Source organism: Streptomyces sp. CS113 (assembly GCF_002188365.1).
GTDB lineage: Bacteria > Actinomycetota > Actinomycetes > Streptomycetales > Streptomycetaceae > Streptomyces > Streptomyces tendae.
Genome location: NZ_KZ195574.1, coordinates 5,039,482 through 5,056,737, shown reverse-complemented (window position 1 = coordinate 5,056,737; position 17,256 = coordinate 5,039,482). Strand labels below are relative to the sequence as shown.

General features: G+C 72.1%; 16 protein-coding genes and 1 tRNA gene. 3 read left to right on the top strand and 14 right to left on the bottom strand.

Annotation, left to right across the window (positions count from 1 at the left end):
• Positions 1 to 36: 36 nt before the first annotated feature.
• The 4 genes from B9W62_RS22635 to B9W62_RS22620 all read right to left on the bottom strand — a co-directional run bounded on the left by B9W62_RS22635 (position 37) and on the right by B9W62_RS22620 (position 3,731).
• Positions 37 to 264, bottom strand: a complete 228-nt coding sequence (locus tag B9W62_RS22635) for a hypothetical protein (protein WP_087808877.1) — start codon at positions 262 to 264, stop codon at positions 37 to 39.
• An 88-nt stretch (positions 265 to 352) separates the two neighbouring features.
• Positions 353 to 1,246: an SDR family oxidoreductase gene (locus B9W62_RS22630; protein ID WP_087808876.1), complete on the bottom strand. Its 894-nt coding sequence runs from the start codon at positions 1,244 to 1,246 to the stop codon at positions 353 to 355.
• Positions 1,243 to 2,187 (bottom strand): alpha/beta fold hydrolase, encoded by a 945-nt coding sequence (locus tag B9W62_RS22625; protein ID WP_087808875.1) that lies wholly within the window; start codon positions 2,185 to 2,187, stop codon positions 1,243 to 1,245. Before B9W62_RS22625 ends, B9W62_RS22630 begins: the two co-directional genes overlap by 4 nt.
• Entirely contained in the window at positions 2,184 to 3,731 is a 1,548-nt protein-coding gene (locus B9W62_RS22620) for a flavin-containing monooxygenase (RefSeq protein ID WP_087808874.1), read from the bottom strand. The genes B9W62_RS22625 and B9W62_RS22620 overlap by 4 nt, the downstream gene beginning before the upstream one ends.
• 171 nt (positions 3,732 to 3,902) lie before the next feature.
• Here B9W62_RS22620 and B9W62_RS22615 point away from each other — a divergent pair, with 171 nt between their 5' ends.
• Positions 3,903 to 4,550, top strand: a complete 648-nt coding sequence (locus tag B9W62_RS22615; RefSeq protein ID WP_087808873.1) for a MerR family transcriptional regulator — start codon at positions 3,903 to 3,905, stop codon at positions 4,548 to 4,550.
• 60 nt (positions 4,551 to 4,610) lie between these two features.
• Here B9W62_RS22615 and B9W62_RS22610 read toward each other — a convergent pair whose 3' ends face one another.
• The gene (locus tag B9W62_RS22610; RefSeq protein ID WP_256976555.1) at positions 4,611 to 5,414 is read right to left on the bottom strand and encodes an exodeoxyribonuclease III; all 804 of its coding nucleotides are present in this window, start codon (positions 5,412 to 5,414) and stop codon (positions 4,611 to 4,613) included.
• Positions 5,415 to 5,481: 67 nt separating this feature from the next.
• Between B9W62_RS22610 and B9W62_RS22605 the strand changes: the two genes are divergently transcribed.
• On the top strand, positions 5,482 to 5,967 hold the full coding sequence (locus B9W62_RS22605; RefSeq protein ID WP_087808871.1) for a GNAT family N-acetyltransferase: 486 nt from the start codon (positions 5,482 to 5,484) through the stop codon (positions 5,965 to 5,967).
• A gap of 54 nt (positions 5,968 to 6,021) precedes the next feature.
• Here the strand turns inward: B9W62_RS22605 and B9W62_RS22600 are convergent, their stop codons facing one another.
• From B9W62_RS22600 to galU, 8 genes are all read right to left on the bottom strand, one after another.
• Positions 6,022 to 7,791 carry a hypothetical protein gene (locus B9W62_RS22600; protein ID WP_087808870.1) on the bottom strand — a complete coding sequence of 590 codons (1,770 nt, stop codon included), beginning with the start codon at positions 7,789 to 7,791 and terminating at the stop codon, positions 6,022 to 6,024.
• A 195-nt stretch (positions 7,792 to 7,986) separates the two neighbouring features.
• Positions 7,987 to 8,060 (bottom strand) — tRNA-Ala (locus tag B9W62_RS22595).
• Positions 8,061 to 8,115: 55 nt separating this feature from the next.
• Positions 8,116 to 9,384 carry a divisome protein SepX/GlpR gene (glpR, locus tag B9W62_RS22590; RefSeq protein ID WP_087808869.1) on the bottom strand — a complete coding sequence of 423 codons (1,269 nt, stop codon included), beginning with the start codon at positions 9,382 to 9,384 and terminating at the stop codon, positions 8,116 to 8,118.
• A gap of 173 nt (positions 9,385 to 9,557) precedes the next feature.
• Positions 9,558 to 10,238, bottom strand: coding sequence for a GNAT family N-acetyltransferase (locus tag B9W62_RS22585; RefSeq protein WP_087808868.1), 681 nt, complete (start codon positions 10,236 to 10,238; stop codon positions 9,558 to 9,560).
• Entirely contained in the window at positions 10,235 to 10,771 is a 537-nt protein-coding gene (locus tag B9W62_RS22580) for a MogA/MoaB family molybdenum cofactor biosynthesis protein (protein ID WP_087808867.1), read from the bottom strand. The genes B9W62_RS22585 and B9W62_RS22580 overlap by 4 nt, the downstream gene beginning before the upstream one ends.
• On the bottom strand, positions 10,768 to 11,280 hold the full coding sequence (gene moaC, locus B9W62_RS22575) for a cyclic pyranopterin monophosphate synthase MoaC (protein WP_059301249.1): 513 nt from the start codon (positions 11,278 to 11,280) through the stop codon (positions 10,768 to 10,770). Before moaC ends, B9W62_RS22580 begins: the two co-directional genes overlap by 4 nt.
• Positions 11,281 to 11,366: 86 nt before the next feature.
• Complete coding sequence (glp, locus tag B9W62_RS22570; protein WP_373433697.1) at positions 11,367 to 12,713, bottom strand: molybdotransferase-like divisome protein Glp; 1,347 nt, start codon at positions 12,711 to 12,713, stop codon at positions 11,367 to 11,369.
• 5 nt (positions 12,714 to 12,718) lie between these two features.
• Positions 12,719 to 13,621 carry a UTP--glucose-1-phosphate uridylyltransferase GalU gene (gene galU / locus B9W62_RS22565; protein ID WP_059301250.1) on the bottom strand — a complete coding sequence of 301 codons (903 nt, stop codon included), beginning with the start codon at positions 13,619 to 13,621 and terminating at the stop codon, positions 12,719 to 12,721.
• A gap of 93 nt (positions 13,622 to 13,714) precedes the next feature.
• Here galU and B9W62_RS22560 point away from each other — a divergent pair, with 93 nt between their 5' ends.
• On the top strand, positions 13,715 to 14,329 hold the full coding sequence (locus tag B9W62_RS22560) for a 5-formyltetrahydrofolate cyclo-ligase (protein WP_087808866.1): 615 nt from the start codon (positions 13,715 to 13,717) through the stop codon (positions 14,327 to 14,329).
• Positions 14,330 to 14,416: 87 nt separating this feature from the next.
• Here B9W62_RS22560 and B9W62_RS22555 read toward each other — a convergent pair whose 3' ends face one another.
• On the bottom strand, positions 14,417 to 17,254 hold the full coding sequence (locus B9W62_RS22555; protein WP_087808865.1) for a penicillin acylase family protein: 2,838 nt from the start codon (positions 17,252 to 17,254) through the stop codon (positions 14,417 to 14,419).
• Positions 17,255 to 17,256: the final 2 nt, after the last annotated feature.

The following is a 17,256-nucleotide window of genomic DNA, read 5'->3' as shown; positions in this document are numbered from 1 at the left end:
CCGGGGAGGGCGCCCTCTCACTTCAGCGGCGGCGCGTCAGGCGTCGAAGCTGTCCTGGAGCCGCTCGTCCTCGTCGCGACGGCGCGAGGACGGGTTCTGGTGCTCCGACTCGCGGCGGCGCGAGGCCGGGGAGGACGGGTCGATCTCGTCCTCGTCGCGACGGCGGTCGCGGTTCTGGAACTGGTCCCGCGCCTGCTCGGCCCGCTGCTTGCCCTGCTGCTGCATGCGCTCGGCCTTGTCCTGGAACTGGTCCTTCATACCCATGTGGGTTCACTCCTGTGGTGATCGGGCCCGACCGGTTCGGCCGGGCGCTCGATCAGATTCACATGAGCGGTGACCGTGCGCATGTCGATCACTTACGGACCGTAGTCGTGCTGGTCGGACGGTGTTCGTCGGCCGCCCCACCGGCCCCGACCAGGCCGATCCGCCTGCCGTTCAGCCGGTCGCCGAAGCGCCGCATCTCGCGCTGCCCGACGGTGCCGATGACCGCCGGCAGGTAGCCGCGCACACCCTGCATGCCGCGCAGCCACCACTGCCCGTAGACGTGCGCGGAGCGCCGCTCGACGCCCTCCACGAGCCGGTCGACGGCCGGGCCCAGCGGGTAGGTCTTGTTGGTCGGCCAGGGCAGCCGCTGCCGCAACTCCCGCATGACGTCGTCCTGGTCGGCGCCGCGCACCATGTCGGTGTCGGTCCAGGACAGATAGCCGACGCCGACCTTCACGCCCCGGTGCCCGACCTCGCCGCGCAGGCTGTGCGCGTACGCCTCGACACCGGACTTGGAGGCGCAGTAGGCGCTCATCATCGGGGCGGGGGTGAGGGCGGCCAGCGACGCGATCTGGAGCAGGTAGCCGCGGCTCTCCAGCAGCGCGGGCAGGAAGGCGCGGGCGGTGACGGCCGAACCGATCAGGTTGACCTCGATGACCCGCCGCCAGGACTCCGGGTCGGAGTCGACGAAGGGGCCGCCGGTGGCGACGCCCGCGTTGGCGACGACGATGTCGATCTTCCCGAAACGATCCTTCACCTCCGCCGCCACCCGGGCCATCGCCTCGTGGTCGGTGACGTCGGCGTGCCAGTGGTCGCTGTCGCTGTGCAACCGGGCGGAGACCTGCTTGAGTTCGTCCGGCTCCAGGCCGACCAGCGCCACCTTCACCCCGCGCGCGGACAGCTTGCGGGCCATCAGCTCCCCGACGCCCCGCGCGGCTCCGGTGACGACGGCGACGCGTCCTTCCAGGCTCACCCTGCTCATGCGCTCTCCTCGACGGGTACGGCACGCTCACCGCGTGCGCTGGGTATGTGGGTGGCGGCGAGCGCCCGTATCTTGCCGGTGACCAGGTCCGGCGCCTCCACCGGCGTCATGTGGCCGAGCCCCGGGAGCTCCGTGAAGCCCACGCAGTCGGGCAGCGCGGCGGCCAGCGCGCGGGCGTGCACGGGCGGCGTCAGCCGGTCCGCCGTACCGACCACGACCTCCACCGGCATGCGCAACTCCCGTACCCCGTGGTCGAGGTCGAGCAGGTCCAGCACCTGGGACCAGCCGTGCCGCACCCGGCTCGGACAGGCGTGCACGATCCGGGCGCAGGCGTCGACCATGTGCGCGGCCGAACCAGGGCCCATCGTCCCGTACTTGAGGACCCGGCGGGCGAGCGGTGTGACCGGTCCGAGCGGCGCCCGGGAACCGAGGATCCGCCGGGTCAGCCAGGTGCGCACCCGGCCCGCCCGCATCGGCACCACGGTGGCGGACGCCACCAGCCGCGCGCTGCCCGTGCTGCACAGCAGGGCGGCCGCCGCGTGCTCGCGCACCGCGGGACGGGTCGCCGCGGCCATCAGCGTCATCCCGCCCATGGAGTGCCCGGCGATCACGGCCCGCTCACCCGGCGCGAGGGTGGCCTCCAGTACGGCTTCGAGGTCGTCCGCGAGCGGCTCGGTGCCGTACGCCGGGTTGGCCGGGCTGCGCCCGTGGCCGCGCTGGTCGTAGGCGATCACCCGGTGGTCGGCGGCCAGTTCGCGGATCTGCGCCGCCCAGAAGGCGGTGGAGCAGCACCAGCCGTGCGCGAGGACGACCGCGGGCGCGTTCTCGGGTCCGTGCACCTCCACGTGTATCCGGGCGCCGTCGGCGGCGGTGACGGTCAGCTCGTGGGCGGGCACGGGCGGCGCGTACGGCCCGTCGGCGACGTGGAGCAGGCGACTCACGCGCTCACCTCCGCGTCCGCGCCGGCGTCCGCACCGGCGGCCGTCGCCGTGGTCTTCCCGGGGGCCGGGCGCAGCACCTGGTACTCCGCGAGGTCCACGCGCCGCGTCGCGCGCCGGAACTCGGCGGTCGTACCGGGCCAGACGGTGGTGTTGCGGCCGCTGGCGTCCAGGTACCAGCTGGTGCAGCCGCCGGTGTTCCACACCGTGCGCTTCATGCGCTCCTGCACGCGGTGGTTCCAGTTGCGCACGGCGGCGGGGCGCGGGTCGAGGGCGGTGCGGCCGCCGAGGACGTTCAGCTGGCGCAGGTAGTCGGCCATGTAGTTCAGCTGGGACTCGATCATCAGGATCATGGACGAGTTCCCGAGGCCGGTGTTGGGCCCGATGACCGTCATGAAGTTGGGGAAGCCGGCCGCCGTGCCGCCGCGCAGCGCCTCCATGCCGCCCTTCCAGGTCTCGGCGAGCGTCCGCCCGTCCGCGCCCACGACCCGCTCGGCGATGGGCATGTCGGTGACGTGGAAGCCGGTGCCGAAGATGATCGCGTCCGCCTCGGCCTCGGTGCCGTCGGCGGCGACGAGCGTCGACCCGCGCACCTCGCTGAGCCCGCTCGCGACCACGTCCACATTGGGCTCGGCGAGCGCCGGGTAGTAGGTGCTGGACAGCAGGATCCGCTTGCAGCCGATGCGGTAGTCGGGGGTGAGCTTGGCGCGCAGGACCGGGTCCTTGATGGCGGCGCCCATGTTGCGCTTGGCGATCTGCTCGACGAAGCCCAGCTCGTTCGGGTGCTTGGTGAACGCCTGCACCTGGAGTTCCCGGATGCCCCACAGCACCCCGCGGCGCAGCTTGGTGGTGGCGGGCACCGCCCGGTGCAGGGCGCGTTCGGCGCCGCTGATGGCCCGGTCCATGCGGGGCATCACCCAGGCCGGGGTGCGCTGGAAGAGGGTGAGCCGGCCCACCTTCGGCTGGACGGCCGGCACGATCTGGATGGCGGAGGCGCCGGTGCCGATCATGGCGACGCGCTTGCCGGTGAGGTCGTAGTCGTGGTCCCAGCGGGCGGAGTGGAAGACCTTGCCGGGGAAGGAGTCGAGCCCGGGGACGTCCGGCGTCTTGGGGTCGGACAGCGGACCGGTCGCGGAGACGACGACGTCGGCGGTGAGGGTGCCGCGCACGGTCTCGATCTCCCACCGCATCTCCTCGGCGTCCCACGCCATCCGCTTCACCTCCGAGTCGAAGCGGAGGTGGGGGCGCAGCCCGAAGGTGTCGGTGACGTGCTCCAGGTAGGCGCGGATGTGCTCCTGCCCGGAGAAGGTGCGGGGCCACTCCGGGTTGGGTGCGAAGGAGAAGGAGTACAGGTGGGACGGCACGTCGCAGGCGCAGCCGGGGTAGCTGTTGTCCCGCCAGGTGCCGCCGACGCTGCCGGACCGTTCCAGTACGACGAAATCGGTGATCCCTTCGCGCCGCAGCCGCACCGCGGCCCCGAGCCCGCCGAAGCCGGACCCGATCACCGCCACCCGTACGTGTTCGTGAACCTGCTCGTGCTCGGCCATCCCGGAGCCTCCACGCTTGCCTGGACCGTCTGGAACCGTTCGGAACCACTTGGAACCACTTGGAACCGTGCCAGTGAACACTGGCGCAATGGGAGCGTAGAGCAGCTCCGTACTCATGGGTAGGGGTCGGGCGCAGGAAAGTTACCGGGGGTACGCCATAAGGTCGGTGCCGTGACCGAGAAGCGCGAATACCGCATGGAGGACCTGGCCCGGCTGGCCGGCATCACGGTGCGCACCCTGCGCTTCTACCGCGAACGCAAACTGATCCCGCCGCCCCGCCGCGAGGGCCGCATCGCCTGGTACGACGACCACCACCTGGCCCGCCTGCGCACGATCGCGGCCCTCCTGGAACGCGGCCACACCCTCAACGGCATCGCGGAACTGGCCGACGCCTTCGACCACGGCCGCGACGTCGGCGACCTGCTCGGCCTCGGCGAACCCACCGAGGAGACCCCGGTCCGCCTCACCCCCGAGGAACTCGCCGCCCGCTTCGAGGGCGAGGTCACCCCGGAGAACCTGGCCGCCGCGATGGAGCTGGGCTACCTCGGCACCGACGGCGACGAACTCGTCCACATCAGCCACCGCCTGCTCGAGGTCTCCTCCGCCCTGGTGCGCGAGGGCATCCCGCTCGGCGAGGTCCTCCAGGCCGGCGCCCTCGTCCGCGAACACGCCGACGCCCTCGCCGAACTCTTCACCGACCTGATACTGCGCCACGCCCCCGAACCGGACCTCCCCCGCCTGCGCCCGCTGGCCCGCAGCGTGGTGGAGGCGGAACTGTCGCTGGCGCTGGACCGGCGGATGCGGAAGGGGTCGGAGTAGCCCTCCCGCGGACCGTCAGGGCAGACAGGACGTCAGGAGCCGTCAGGGGCGTCAGGGCCGTCAGGAGCCGTAGACCACCGTGACCGGCGCGTGGTCCGACCAGCGCTCGGCATGCGTGGCGGCCCGCTCGACGTGGCCCTTGAGGGCCCTGGCGGCCAGGCCCGGAGTGGCGGCGTGCAGGTCGATCCGCCATCCGCTGTCGTTGTCGAAGGCCCGCCCCCGGTACGACCACCACGAGTACGGTCCCTCGACGTCCGGGTGCAGGGAGCGCACGACGTCCACGTACCCGCCCTCGGCCGGGTCGAGGACGCGGCTCAGCCACTCCCGCTCCTCCGGCAGGAACCCGGAGTTCTTCTTGTTGGCGCGCCAGTTCTTCAGGTCGGCCTCGCGGTGGGCGATGTTCCAGTCGCCGCAGACGACCACCTCGCGCCCCTCGGCGGCGGACCGCTCGCGCAACTCCTTGAGGTACGCGAGGAACTCGCCCATGAAGCGGACCTTCTCGTCCTGGCGCTCGGTGCCGACCTCGCCGGAGGGCAGGTAGAGCGAGGCGACCGTCACACCGGGCAGGTCGGCCTCGACGTAGCGGCCACTGGCGTCGAACTCGGCCGAGCCGAAACCGACGCGGACGGCGTCGGGTTCACGACGCGTGTAGAGGGAGACGCCGGCGCGGCCCTTGGCGGCGGCGGGGGCGTGCGTCACGTACCAGCCCTCGGGCGTACGGACGTGTTCCGGCAGTTGGTGGGATTCGGCCCGCACCTCCTGGAGGCACAGCACGTCGGCGGAGGTGTCGGCGAGCCACTCCACGAAGCCCTTCTTCGCGGCGGCGCGCAGACCGTTCACGTTCACGGAGGTCACGGTGAGCACCAGGGCACGATACCGGCACACTGGACGGTGTCCCGCTCCGGATACGCATCGATATACGGTAGGAAGCATGAACATACGCCGGGTCCCCTTCGACCACCCCGACGCCGTGAAGCTCAACGACGAGGTCCAGGCCGAGTACGACGTCCGCTACGGCGACGGCGGCGACGCCACGCACCTGGACCCGTCGGACTTCGCGCCGCCGAACGGCCAGTACCTGATCGCGTACGACGAGAACGACGTCCCGGTCGCCTCCGGCGGCTGGCGCAGTCAGGACGCCAACGACGAGGGCAATCTCGACGGGGACGCCGAGCTGAAGCGGATGTTCGTGATCGAGCAGGTGCGCGGGCGCGGGCTGGCCCGCCGCATCCTGGCCGCCCTGGAGGAGGACGCCCGTGCGGCGGGCCGGACCCGGATGGTGCTGGAGACCGGTACGAAGCAGCCGGAGGCCGTGGCCCTGTACACGTCCAGCGGCTACGAGCCCTGCGGGAAGTTCGGCTACTACCGCTTCCACGAGGAGAGCCTCTGCTACGCGAAGGCCCTCCGGACCCCGTGATGCCTTACGGCTGCCGTAAGGCCGTCCGGCTGCCGTAAGGCCCGCTCGCTGCCGTCAGGCCGTGCCGCCCGCCCTGCGACGGCGTGAGACGACGACCAGGACGCCGCCCGCGGCGAGTGCCAGCGCCGCGCCCGCGGAGGCGAGCAGCGCGGTGGAGCCGGTGGAGGCCAGCAGTCCGCCCCCGCCGCCCTGGGGCGACTGCCCGCCGGTCGTGCCTCCGCTGCCCCCGGTGGTCCCGGTGCCCCCGGTGGTCCCGGTCCCCGCGGTGGTGGTGCCGCCGGTGGTCCCCCCGGCCGGGTCGGAGCCGCCGGTCGTGCCGGTGCCGCCCGTCGTCTGCGAACCGCCGGTGGTGTCCGTGCCGCCCGTGGAGTCCGAGCCGCCGGTGCCGCCGCCGCTGTCGCCCGGCGTCTCCTCGTCACCCGTGCCGTTCAGCACGATCCAGCCGGTGTCGTTGGACGGGTCGCCCTCCCACGGGTTGTCGCGCTCGGGCAGCGCGATCTCGCCCTTGGCGCCCGGGACGACCTTGTCGATGCGCAGCTCGAAGGGGAAGGTGCGCGCCTCGTCCTCCAGGAACGGGGTGTCGGCGAAGCACAGGTACTCGGAGGGCGACTCGTCATTCACGGGGCTGCACGGGCTGTCGACGACGCTGGCGCCCTCGGGGATCCGCACGCTGAAGCCGATCGGCTCGCCGCCCGAGCGCAGCCCTCCGAGCCAGGCGGGCCCGTGGTTGCTCAGGCCGACGTCGACGGTGACGGTCTCGCCCTGCTCGGCCGCGACGCGGGCGCCGGTGAGGTCGAGGTCGTACGTGTTCTGCAAGGGCAGGTCGATCTCGGCGTACTTGGTGTAGTCGCCGCTCTGACCGCCCTTGACCGGCTTCAGGGTGAGCGTGCTGCCGGAGCCCTGCCGGTGGTCGGCGCCCGCCCGCAGTGCACCGGCCCCCTTGGCGCCGACCGCGTCGAAGCTGTAGCCGAAGATGTCGCCGAGCGCGAAGTCGGCGGTCCGCACCCGGACCGGTTCGCTCAGTTCGTAGGCCGCGCCGGGCAGGAACTCGCCCTCGAAGGTGCACAGGGCGACGTGGCGGTAGCGGATCAAGTCGTCCTTGCTCTCCTCGGCGTACGAGCAGTTGTCGTACGCGTCGGGGAAGGACAGGCCGCGGCTGCCGGTGAAGCGGAGCACGACGCCGTGGGCCGCCATGCTGCCGACGTTGCGGAAGCCGAGCGGGGCGTCGTAGGTGTCGCCGGGGCGGAAGCCCTCGGGTTCGGCGGGGAGCTTCTTCTTCAGCAGCTCCGGGCCGCCGACGAGCACGTCGACGGTGTGCTTGTTGAACTCCAGGCCCTCGCCCTTGCCGGTGACCTTGATCTTGCCGTAGTCGCCGGCCTCGGCGGTGTCCCGCAGGTCGAGCCGGATGTCCCAGGACGGGTTGTAGAGGGCGCCGGGGTAGAGGCTGCTGCCCTCGCAGACCGCGATCAGGCCGTCGACGTCGCAGGACTCCGGCAGGCCGACCTCGGCGAAGCCCTTGAGCGCGGTGGCGTCGATGGTGACCCGGTAGCCGCTGTTGGGGATCGGCTCGGGGTCCGTGCCGCTGTCCGGGTCATGCTCCCCCGGGCCGGTGAGCCCGAGTTCGATCTGCGGCTGCCCGGGTTCGCCCTCGGCTCCGTCGAGCGCCAGATCCACCTTGTCCGGTCCGGTGATCGTGACGGGCAGCGGTGCCTGCTCGTCCGCCGCGTGCGCGACGCCGGCCAGTCCGGCCGCGGCGAGCCCGGCGGCGGCCGCCCCGGCCACGGCCGCACGCACCCAGGGCGAGCGCAGGGAGCCAGTTCTCATGGTGTGTTTCTTCCGTTCCCCAGACGACAAGACGGCGCGGGTGCACGACACCGCACACAGGTGACCCGCCGGGAACGGAGATGGTTGCGTTGTACATGATCACGGGTGCGTCTCGGCGGCCCGGAGGCTCGGACCGGGAAACGGCGAAGGTCCCGCCCGATCGTGATGATCGGACGGGACCTTCGTCAATGTGCGTGGACCTGAGGGGATTTGAACCCCTGGCCCCCTCGATGCGAACGAGGTGCGCTACCGGACTGCGCCACAGGCCCTTGCAACGAGTGAAACTCTAGCACCCCGCCCGGCCTGCTCAAAAATCCCTTACGGCTACTCGTTCGCCGCCCGCGGGCGGTCGCCGTCCTCGTACTGGTCGAAGAGCGGCGTGCGGCCCCGCTCCCTGGCCCGGCGGGCCGACGCGGCGCGGCGTGCGTCGCTGCGGCCCGGCGTCTCCGGCCGCTCCTCGGCCGATGCGGCCGCCGGGCGGTCCCGGTCCGCGCCAGGGGTCCGGGCGGCGGGAGCGGTGTCCTCCTGGTCCGGCGCGACGGTGCTGGAGCGGGCCGAGCTCCACGCGTCCGGCGCCGCGAGGTCCACGTCCGGGGTGGCGCGGGGGGCGACCGGGGCGGTCACGTAGGTGGGCAGGGGGACCGGGACCGGGTCCCAGCTGTCGCCCTGCGGACGCCCGCGGCGTTCCCGCTGCTGGTCGACCCACTCGGCGTGGTCGGTCTGCTCGACCAGCGCCCGCCGGTCCGCGGCCAGCGCCGACATTCCGGCGCCGGGCTCCGCCTCGGGTCCGTCGTCCGGCTCCTCGGCGTCGAGGTCGCCGACGGTGCCGGGGGCGGAGGGGGCGGGCCCGCGCCGGCGGGGGCGGGGGTCGCGGTCACGCAGTCGCTGTGCGGCGGCCTCGGCCTGGCGGCGGTCCATCTGGAACGCGAAGCGGCGCCGCTCCTGTGCGCGCAGGTGGGCGATGTAGGCGCTGAGCAGCACCGCGGGCACTGCGGGCGCCCACAGGAAGGCGAGCCCGCCGACCGCCGCGACGACCGAGCCGAGCGTGAAGGCCAGGAACAGCATCACGGTCGTACGCCGACGGCGTGCGAGCGCCTTGCTGCGCCGCGCCCGCGCCGCGGCCGCCCCCGAGGAGGCCGGTGCGCGGCGGGCCTGCGGCACCCGTGCGCGTGCCGGTGCCGCGCCGGAGCCTGCCGGGTCGCCCTGTTCCGGGGACGGTCCGGGTCTCGGGCCGTGCTCGGGTCCGGCCGGCTGCGGACGGGCCGGGTCGGGCCGCTGCGCCGCCTGTCGCGGCGGGACCGGCCGGGTGTGCCGTCGGGTCCTGGACACGGCGAAGGCCCGGACGTCCACCGAGTCGGTGACGGCGTCCGGAGCGTCGGCGTCGGGCTCCGCCTCGTCGGCGGAGCGCGACCGCAGGTCCTTGGCGTACCGGCGCTCCATGCCCGCCCGTCCGGACAGGAGCCGGATGGCGGTGCTGAAGCGTTCCGTCGGACGGGCCTCGTTCAGCTCGTCCTGCCTACGGAGCCACATCGGCACCAAGTAGGCGGCCCAGGCCCCGACGATGACTGCGTAGATGAGGCCGCTGCTGCTCACGCCTCACACGGTAGAGGGGTTTGCGTGAGGCCATCCGCCAATTGAGCCGGTGTGTCGCACGATCTGGCTGATATTTCGAACTTTTCTTGCGACTGATCCGATCAGCCGACTGCCAGGGCCGCGAAATTATCCGCTTCCGGATGGTCGCGACCCGATCAATTTCGAACGTTTATTCAATTACCGGGGTTGCCGGCCGTGCCGGGGTTGCCCGGGGTGCCGGTGTTTCCGGCGCTCGGGGTGCCGCGGTGCCGTGACCGGTGCCATCGCCGCAGCATGCCCTCGGGAACCTCTTCCGCGGTGAGCGCGAAGACGAGGTGGTCCCGCCAGGCTCCGTCGATGTGCAGATATCGCGGCCTGAGGCCCTCCTCGCGGAATCCGAGTTTCTCCACGACCCGGCGGCTGGGCGCGTTCTCGGGGCGAATGCAGACCTCGACGCGGTGCAGCCCGACGGTGCGGAAACAGTGGTCCACGGCCATCGCCACGGCCGTCGGCATCACCCCGCGGCCGGCCACCGCCTCGTCCACCCAGTAACCGACGTGCCCCGAGCACATCGAGCCCCAGGTGATGCCGGCCACCGTCAACTGGCCGACCAGCCGCCCCTGGTACTCGATGACGAAGGGCAGCATCCGGCCCGCGTGGGCCTCGGAGCGCAGGTGCCGCACCATCTGGCGGTAGGTCGGCCGGTGCGCGATCGGGCCGCCGGGTCCGGGCGGCGGGATGGTGGCCTCCCAGGGGCGCAGCCAGTCCCGGTTGCGCCGGTTGACCTCGCGCCAGGACCGCTGGTCGCGCAGCCTTATCGGCCTCAGGACGATGTCGCCGTCCCTCAGCTCGGCGGGCCAGGACGGGCTGTTCAGCTCGCACCCCCGCTGGAGGATCTCGGGTGGTCGCCGCCGCGCAGCTGGTCCACGGCGTGCTTCAGCAGCGGCTCCAGCACGGCGAGGCCGTCCTTCACCCCGCCCGAGGAGCCCGGCAGGTTGACGATCAGCGTCCGGTCCGCCACTCCGGCCAGCCCCCTGGACAGCGCCGCGGTCGGCACCTTGTCCCGGCCGTAGGCCCGGATGGCCTCCGCGATGCCCGGCACCTCGTGGTCGATCACCGCCCGGGTCGCCTCGGGGGTGCGGTCGGTCGGCGAGATGCCGGTGCCGCCGGTGGTGACGATCACGTCGTAGCCCGCTGCGGCGCCCGCGCGGAGGGCGGCTTCGACGGGGTCGCCGTCGGGGACGACCTGCGGGCCGTCGACGGCGAAGCCGAAGCGGCGCAGGCCCTCGGCGATCAGCGGTCCGCCCTTGTCCTCGTAGACACCGGCGGCGGCCCGGTTGGACGCCGTGACGACCAGGGCGGCGTACGGCCCGGGGAGGGCTCCTCCCGCGCCGTCGTCCGGCGTCATGACCTGGTCCAGTCGCCGGACTTGCCGCCCGTCTTCTGCTCCACCCGCACGTCCGTGATGACCGCTCCCTTGTCGACCGCCTTGACCATGTCGACCACGGTGAGCGCGGCGACGGAGACCGCGGTGAGCGCCTCCATCTCGACGCCCGTGCGATCCGTCGTGCGCACCGTGGCGGTGATCTCCACGGCGTCGTCCGCGACCGACAGGTCCAGTTTCACACCGGAGAGGGCCAACGGGTGGCACAAGGGAATCAGGTCGGGGGTGCGTTTGGCGCCCATGATGCCCGCGATCCGGGCGGTGGCCAGGGCGTCGCCCTTCGGCACGCCCTCGCCGCGCAGCAGCTCGACCACGCGGGGCGCGACGAGGACGCGTCCAGTGGCGCGGGCGGTGCGGGCGGTCACGTCCTTGCCGGAGACGTCGACCATCCGGGCGGCGCCCGCCTCGTCGATGTGTGTCAGCCGGCCTTGCGGGTCCTGTCCGCTGCTCGGCGGTCGGTCCTGCGTACTCATGCTCGTGTGGCGCTCCCGGTCGTGGCCCGGCGCGGTGCGGGGCGTGGGCCTGCTGTGCGCGACACGGTACCGCCATCGGGGCCCGCTCAGCCGAGCAGGACCACCTCGACCTGGGTGCCGGGCTCGACGGACTCGGTGTCCTCGGGGACGACGATCAGCGCGTTCGCGTGCGCGAGGGCGGCCACGAGGTGGGAGCCGGAGCCGCCGACCGGGGTGACCGATCCGCCGGCGTGGCTGCCCCGCAGGAACTGCCGGCGGCCCTTCGGCGAGGACAGCGCCTTGTCCGCGGTCAGGGACGCGGTGACCGTCGGGCGGTGCACGTCGGGCAGGCCCATGAGGGTGCGGATCGCGGGGCGCACGAACAGCTCGAAGGAGACATACGACGAGACCGGGTTGCCCGGCAGGGCGAGCAGCGGGGTGTGGTCGGGGCCGATGGACCCGAAGCCCTGGGGCTTGCCGGGCTGCATGGCGAGCTTGCGGAAGTCCACGCCGCCGCCCGGCTCGTCCTCGTCGCCGACGTGCGCCAGCGCCTCCTTGACCACGTCGTACGCCCCGACGCTCACGCCGCCGGTGGTGACCATCAGGTCGGCGCGCACCAGTTGGTCCTCGATGGTGGACCGCAGCGTCTCGGCGTCGTCGGCGACCGCGCCCACCCGGTAGGCGATGGCACCGGCGTCCCGGGCGGCCGCGGTGAGGGCGAAGCTGTTGGAGTCGTAGATCTGACCGGACGCCAGCTGCTCGTCGGGCTGCACGAGTTCGCTGCCGGTGGAGAGCACCACCACGCGCGGGCGCGGGCGCACCCGGACCGTGCCCCGGCCGATCGCGGCGAGCAGGCCGATCTGCGGGGGACCGAGGACCGTACCGGCCGCCAGGGCGCGGTCGCCGGAGCGGACGTCGCTGCCCCGCGCCCGGACGTGCGCGCGTTCTCCGGCCGGCCGGTACACGTGGACGTGTCCCTCGGCGCCCTCCGGGGCCAGGCTGCGGGCGCGCATTCCGGCCACGTGGCCCTCGCCGAGCCCGCCGTCGGTCCACTCCACGGGGACGACGGCCTCCGCGCCGGGCGGGAGCGGGGCGCCGGTCATGATCCGGGCGGCCTGGCCGGGGCCCACGGCGACCGGGTCGGTCTGGCCGGCGGCGACGTCCCCGACGACCTCCAGGACGGCGGGGAACTCCTCGCTGGCACCGGCGACGTCGGTGACCCGCACCGCGTACCCGTCCATGGAGCTGTTGTCGAACGGCGGCAGGGACAGCGGCACCGCGATGTCGTCGACCAGGACGCACCCCTGGGCGTCGAGCAGGTTCAGCTCGATCGGGTCCAGGGGGCGGACGGTGGACAGGACGTCGTCCAAGTGGTCCTGCACCGACCACAGCCGGTCCGGGCCGGGGCCCGCGGCGTGGTCGTGGCCGGTGTCACGGTGTGCGCTGCTGCTCAACGTCCTTACATCTCCTCGGCTACGTAACTGCGAAGCCAGGTCCGGAAGTCCGGGCCCAGGTCTTCACGTTCGCATGCGAGTCTGACAATGGCACGCAGGTAGTCGCCGCGGTCACCGGTGTCATAGCGGCGGCCCTTGAAGACCACGCCGTGCACCGGGCCGCCCACGGACTCGTCCTCGGCGAGCCGCTGGAGGGCGTCGGTCAACTGGATCTCGTTGCCGCGGCCGGGCTCGGTCTTGCGGAGTATGTCGAAGATGTGCGGGTCGAGGACGTAACGGCCGATGATGGCGTAGTTGGACGGGGCGTCGGCCGCGTCGGGCTTCTCGACCAGTCCGCCGACCTTGACGACGTCGCTGTCCTCGGTGCTCTCCACGGCCGCGCAGCCGTAGAGGTGGATCTGCTCCGGCGCGACCTCCATGAGGGCGATCACACTGCCGCCGTACTGCTCCTGGACGTCGATCATGCGCTGGAGCAGCGGGTCGCGCGGGTCGATCAGGTCGTCGCCGAGCAGGACCGCGAAGGGCTCGTGGCCGACGTGCGGGGCGGCGCACAGTACGGCGTGGCCGAGGCCCTTGGGGTCGCCCTGGCGGACGTAGTGCATCATCGCGAGGTCGCTGGACTCCTGGACCTTGGCCAGGCGGCCCGCGTCGCCCTTCTTCTGGAGGGCGGACTCCAGTTCGTAGTTGCGGTCGAAGTGGTCTTCCAGGGGGCGCTTGTTGCGGCCCGTGACCATGAGGACGTCGCCGAGGCCCGCGGCCACGGCCTCTTCGACCACGTACTGGATCGCCGGCTTGTCGACGACCGGCAGCATCTCCTTGGGAGTGGCCTTGGTGGCCGGCAGGAACCGGGTACCGAGACCGGCTGCTGGGATGACAGCCTTGCTGATCCTGGGGTGGGACTGAGTCATGCGCGCCACCATATCCGGTGCCTATAGGGAGAATCTGTGACTCGGGATCATAGGCGCTCATATGAGCGCATTAGCGCGGTACGGGAGTCACCGATGTCTCATCCAGGCCCTGTGGACGAACCTGACAAGCGGACGTTGCGGCGGTCTTTCCTCGCGGCGAGGAACAGGTTGACGCCGGACGACGTGCGGGAAGCCGCCGAGGCGCTGGCCGGGCGGGCGCTCGGGCTGCCGGAGGTGACGGGGGCGCGCGCCGTGGCGGCGTACGTCTCGGTGGGCGCCGAGCCGGGCACCCTCGCGCTCCTGGACGCGCTGCGCGCGCGGGGTGTGCGCGTGCTGCTGCCCGCGCTGCTGCCGGACAACGACCTGGACTGGGGCGAGTACACCGGGGAGGGCTCCCTCGCGCGCGTGCGGCACGGCGGGCGGATGGAGCTGGTCGAGCCCGCCGGTGAGCGGCTGGGGCCGGACGCGGTGACGCGGGCGGACGTCGTGCTGCTGCCGGGGGTCGCGGTGGACGGCCGGGGCCTGCGCCTGGGGCGCGGCGGCGGCTCGTACGACCGGGTGCTGGCGCGGCTGGCGGCGGCGGGCGCGCGTCCCGCGCTGCTGGTGCTGCTGTACGACCGCGAAGTCGTCGCGCACGTCCCCGCGGAGCCGCACGACCGGCCGGTGGACGCGGTGGTGACGCCGTCGGCGGTGCGCAGATTCCGCTGACGCCGGGGAGGCGGGAATGACGGGAATGACGGGAAACGGCCTCCACGCGCGCGTGGAGGCCGTTCTCGTGCGACGGGTGCGGGGCGGCTACGGCTTGAGCACCAGCGTGTCGCTCGTGCTCTCGTCGACGGCCTTCTTCGAGAAGGACCACGGCAGCAGTTCGCCGTTGGCCCACTTGTCGGTCTGGTCGGTGTAGTGGGCGCTGTAGGCGTGTCCGGAGGCGCCGGTGAGGTTGATCCAGCGGGACTTGTCGAGGTCCCCGAGGTTGACCACCATCCGCATGGACGGCACCCAGATCACCCCGTAGCCGCCGGCCGCGTTCCAGCCGGAGGCGTTGACCGCCGCCTCGCCGCCGCTGAGCTTCCAGGGGCCGCGGTTGAGGGCGTACTTCAGGAAGCCGGGGCCCTCGGTGCCCAGGGTCTGGTTCTTCAGGAACAGGCGGTGCAGCCGGCCCCAGTTCCAGGTGTCGATGTCCTTGCCGAGCTTGGCGGTCAGCTCCCAGCGGGCGTCGATCATGGCGCGCTTGAACAGGTCGTCGCGGTTGTGGTCGGCGCCCTTGCGGGTGCCGTTGGCGGGCGTCGTCCACCAGTCGCTCTTGGGCTTCTCCAGCAGCGTGCGGACCACCTCGAACCAGCGGTCGCCGCCGTCCGGCTGCGCCTGGCCGGCCTCGCGCTGGCCGCACTCGCGGACCTTGTTGGTCTCGTCCGCGGGGCCGGTGGTGTTGACCGGGTCGACCCACAGGCACTGGCCCTCGACCCGCAGCTCCTTGGGCAGCTTGTTGCCGAAGGCGAGCTTGAGGATGTTGCGCCAGACCGCGTTGAAGTACGCGGCGGCGGCCGAGTCGGCGTCCTGGGTGTAGTCCCAGCCCTCCAGCAGCTTCTGCGCCTCGCGGACGTCCTTGTCGGCGATGTCGATCTTCAGCAGCTGGGGCACGAGCAGCTTGGCCATCTCGCTGCTGTTGTCCAGCTGCATCTGGCGCATGTCGTCCGTGGAGATCTTGCCGCCGTCCTTGATCTTCTGCTCGATCAGGGAGGTGATGCGCTGGCTGCGGGCGCCGTAGCCCCAGTCCGTGGTGAGCGTGTACGGGTACTTGTCCTCGTCGACGACGGCCTGATTGGCCGTCACGATGTAGCCGCGCTCCGGGTCGTACTCGTAGGGCAGCTCGTCCTGGTCGATGTACTCGCCGGTCCAGCGGTACTTGGAGCTCCAGCCCGGCGCCGGGACCGAGCCGTCGTGGCCCTCGGCGCGCACCGGGATCCGGCCGGGCAGCGTGTAGCCGATGTGCTCGCTGTCGGCGTAGACCAGGTTCTGCGAGGGCACGTCGAACAGGGTGGCGGCCTCACGGAAGTCGTCCCAGTTCTGCGCCCGGTCGATCGCGAAGACGGCGTCCATGCTGGTGCCCGCCTCCAGCGCGGTCCAGCGCAGGGCGACGCCGTAGCCGTCGCCTCGGTCGGGGGCGGCGCTGTCGACGGTGGCCTTCTTGCCGGTCTTCACCAGTTCGTCGTCGCGGTCGGAGAGCAGGGGTCCGTTGTTGGTCTCGCGGACGACGATCTTCTTGGAGTCGCCGCCGGCGACCTTGATGGTCTCCTCACGCGTCTCAAAGGGGACCACCTTGCCGTCGTACTGGTAGCCCTCGCCGGTGATCTTCTCCAGGTAGAGGTCGGTGACGTCGGCGCCGGAGTTGGTCAGGCCCCAGGCAATCTCCTGGTTGTGGCCGACGACCACGCCGGGCATGCCCGCGAAGGTGTAGCCGGCCACGTCGTAGCGGCACTTGTCGGAGACGGTGCGGCAGTGCAGGCCCATCTGGTACCAGACGGACGGCAGGGACGGCGACAGGTGCGGGTCGTTGGCCAGCAGCGGCTTGCCGGTGATGGTGTGCTTGCCGGAGACGACCCAGGAGTTGGAGCCGATGCCGTTGCCGTTCACGCCGACGGCGGTGGGGACGTCGTCCAGGACTTCCTGGAGGCCGGCCAGCTGGCCCTGAAGGGCACTTCCGGAGCCGGTCCCCGTACCGGTTCCCGTCCCGGTTCCTGTACCCGTGCCGGTGCCCGTGCCCGTGCCCGTCCCCGTCCCTGTGCCGGTGCCGTCGCTGTCACCGCTGCCCGACGAACCGCCGTCGCCGCCGTCGAACGTCTGGGTGAGCTCGTCGTACTGGCCCTCCTGGACGATCGCCTTGTTGCGGTCGTACGGGTAGGCCGGGTACAGGTCGGCGATCTGCTTGGGGCCCAGGCGGCTGGTCATCAGCGCGCGGTCGACCTCGTCCTGCATGTTGCCGCGCAGGTCCCAGGCCATCGCCTTCAGCCAGGCCACCGAGTCGACCGGGGTCCACTCCTGGGGCTTGTAGTCGTTGGTGAAGCCGAGAGCCGCGTACTCCAGGGAGATGTCCGCGCCGTCCTTGCCCTTCAGGTAGGCGTTGACGCCCTTGGAATAGGCCTGGAGGTACTTCTTGGTGGAGTCCGACAGCTTCTCGTCGTACTCCTTCTTCGCCACCCGGTGCCAGCCCAGGGTGCGCAGGAACTCGTCGTTGTCGATCTGCCCCTTGCCGAACATCTCCGACAGGCGCCCGGCGGTCATGTGCCGGCGGACGTCCATCTCGTAGAACCGGTCCTGCGCCTGGACGTAGCCCTGCGCCATGAACAGGTCCTCCTCGGTGGAGGCGTAGATCTGCGGGATGCCGTACCCGTCGCGCTTGACGTCGACCGGTCCCGACAGGCCTTTCAGCGAGATCGAGCCCTTGGTCTGCGGGAAGGACGCGCGGACGGTGCTGATCGACCAGTACGCCCCGTAGGCGAGGCCGCCGATGAGGGCCAGGACCAGCACGAGGACGAGCAGGCGGCCCTTGCGGCCCTTGCGCCCCTTGCGCCCCTTCTTCCTGCCGGACGTGCCGGGCTGCTGACCCGTGGAGGCGGTGGTGGTGGGGGGCATCG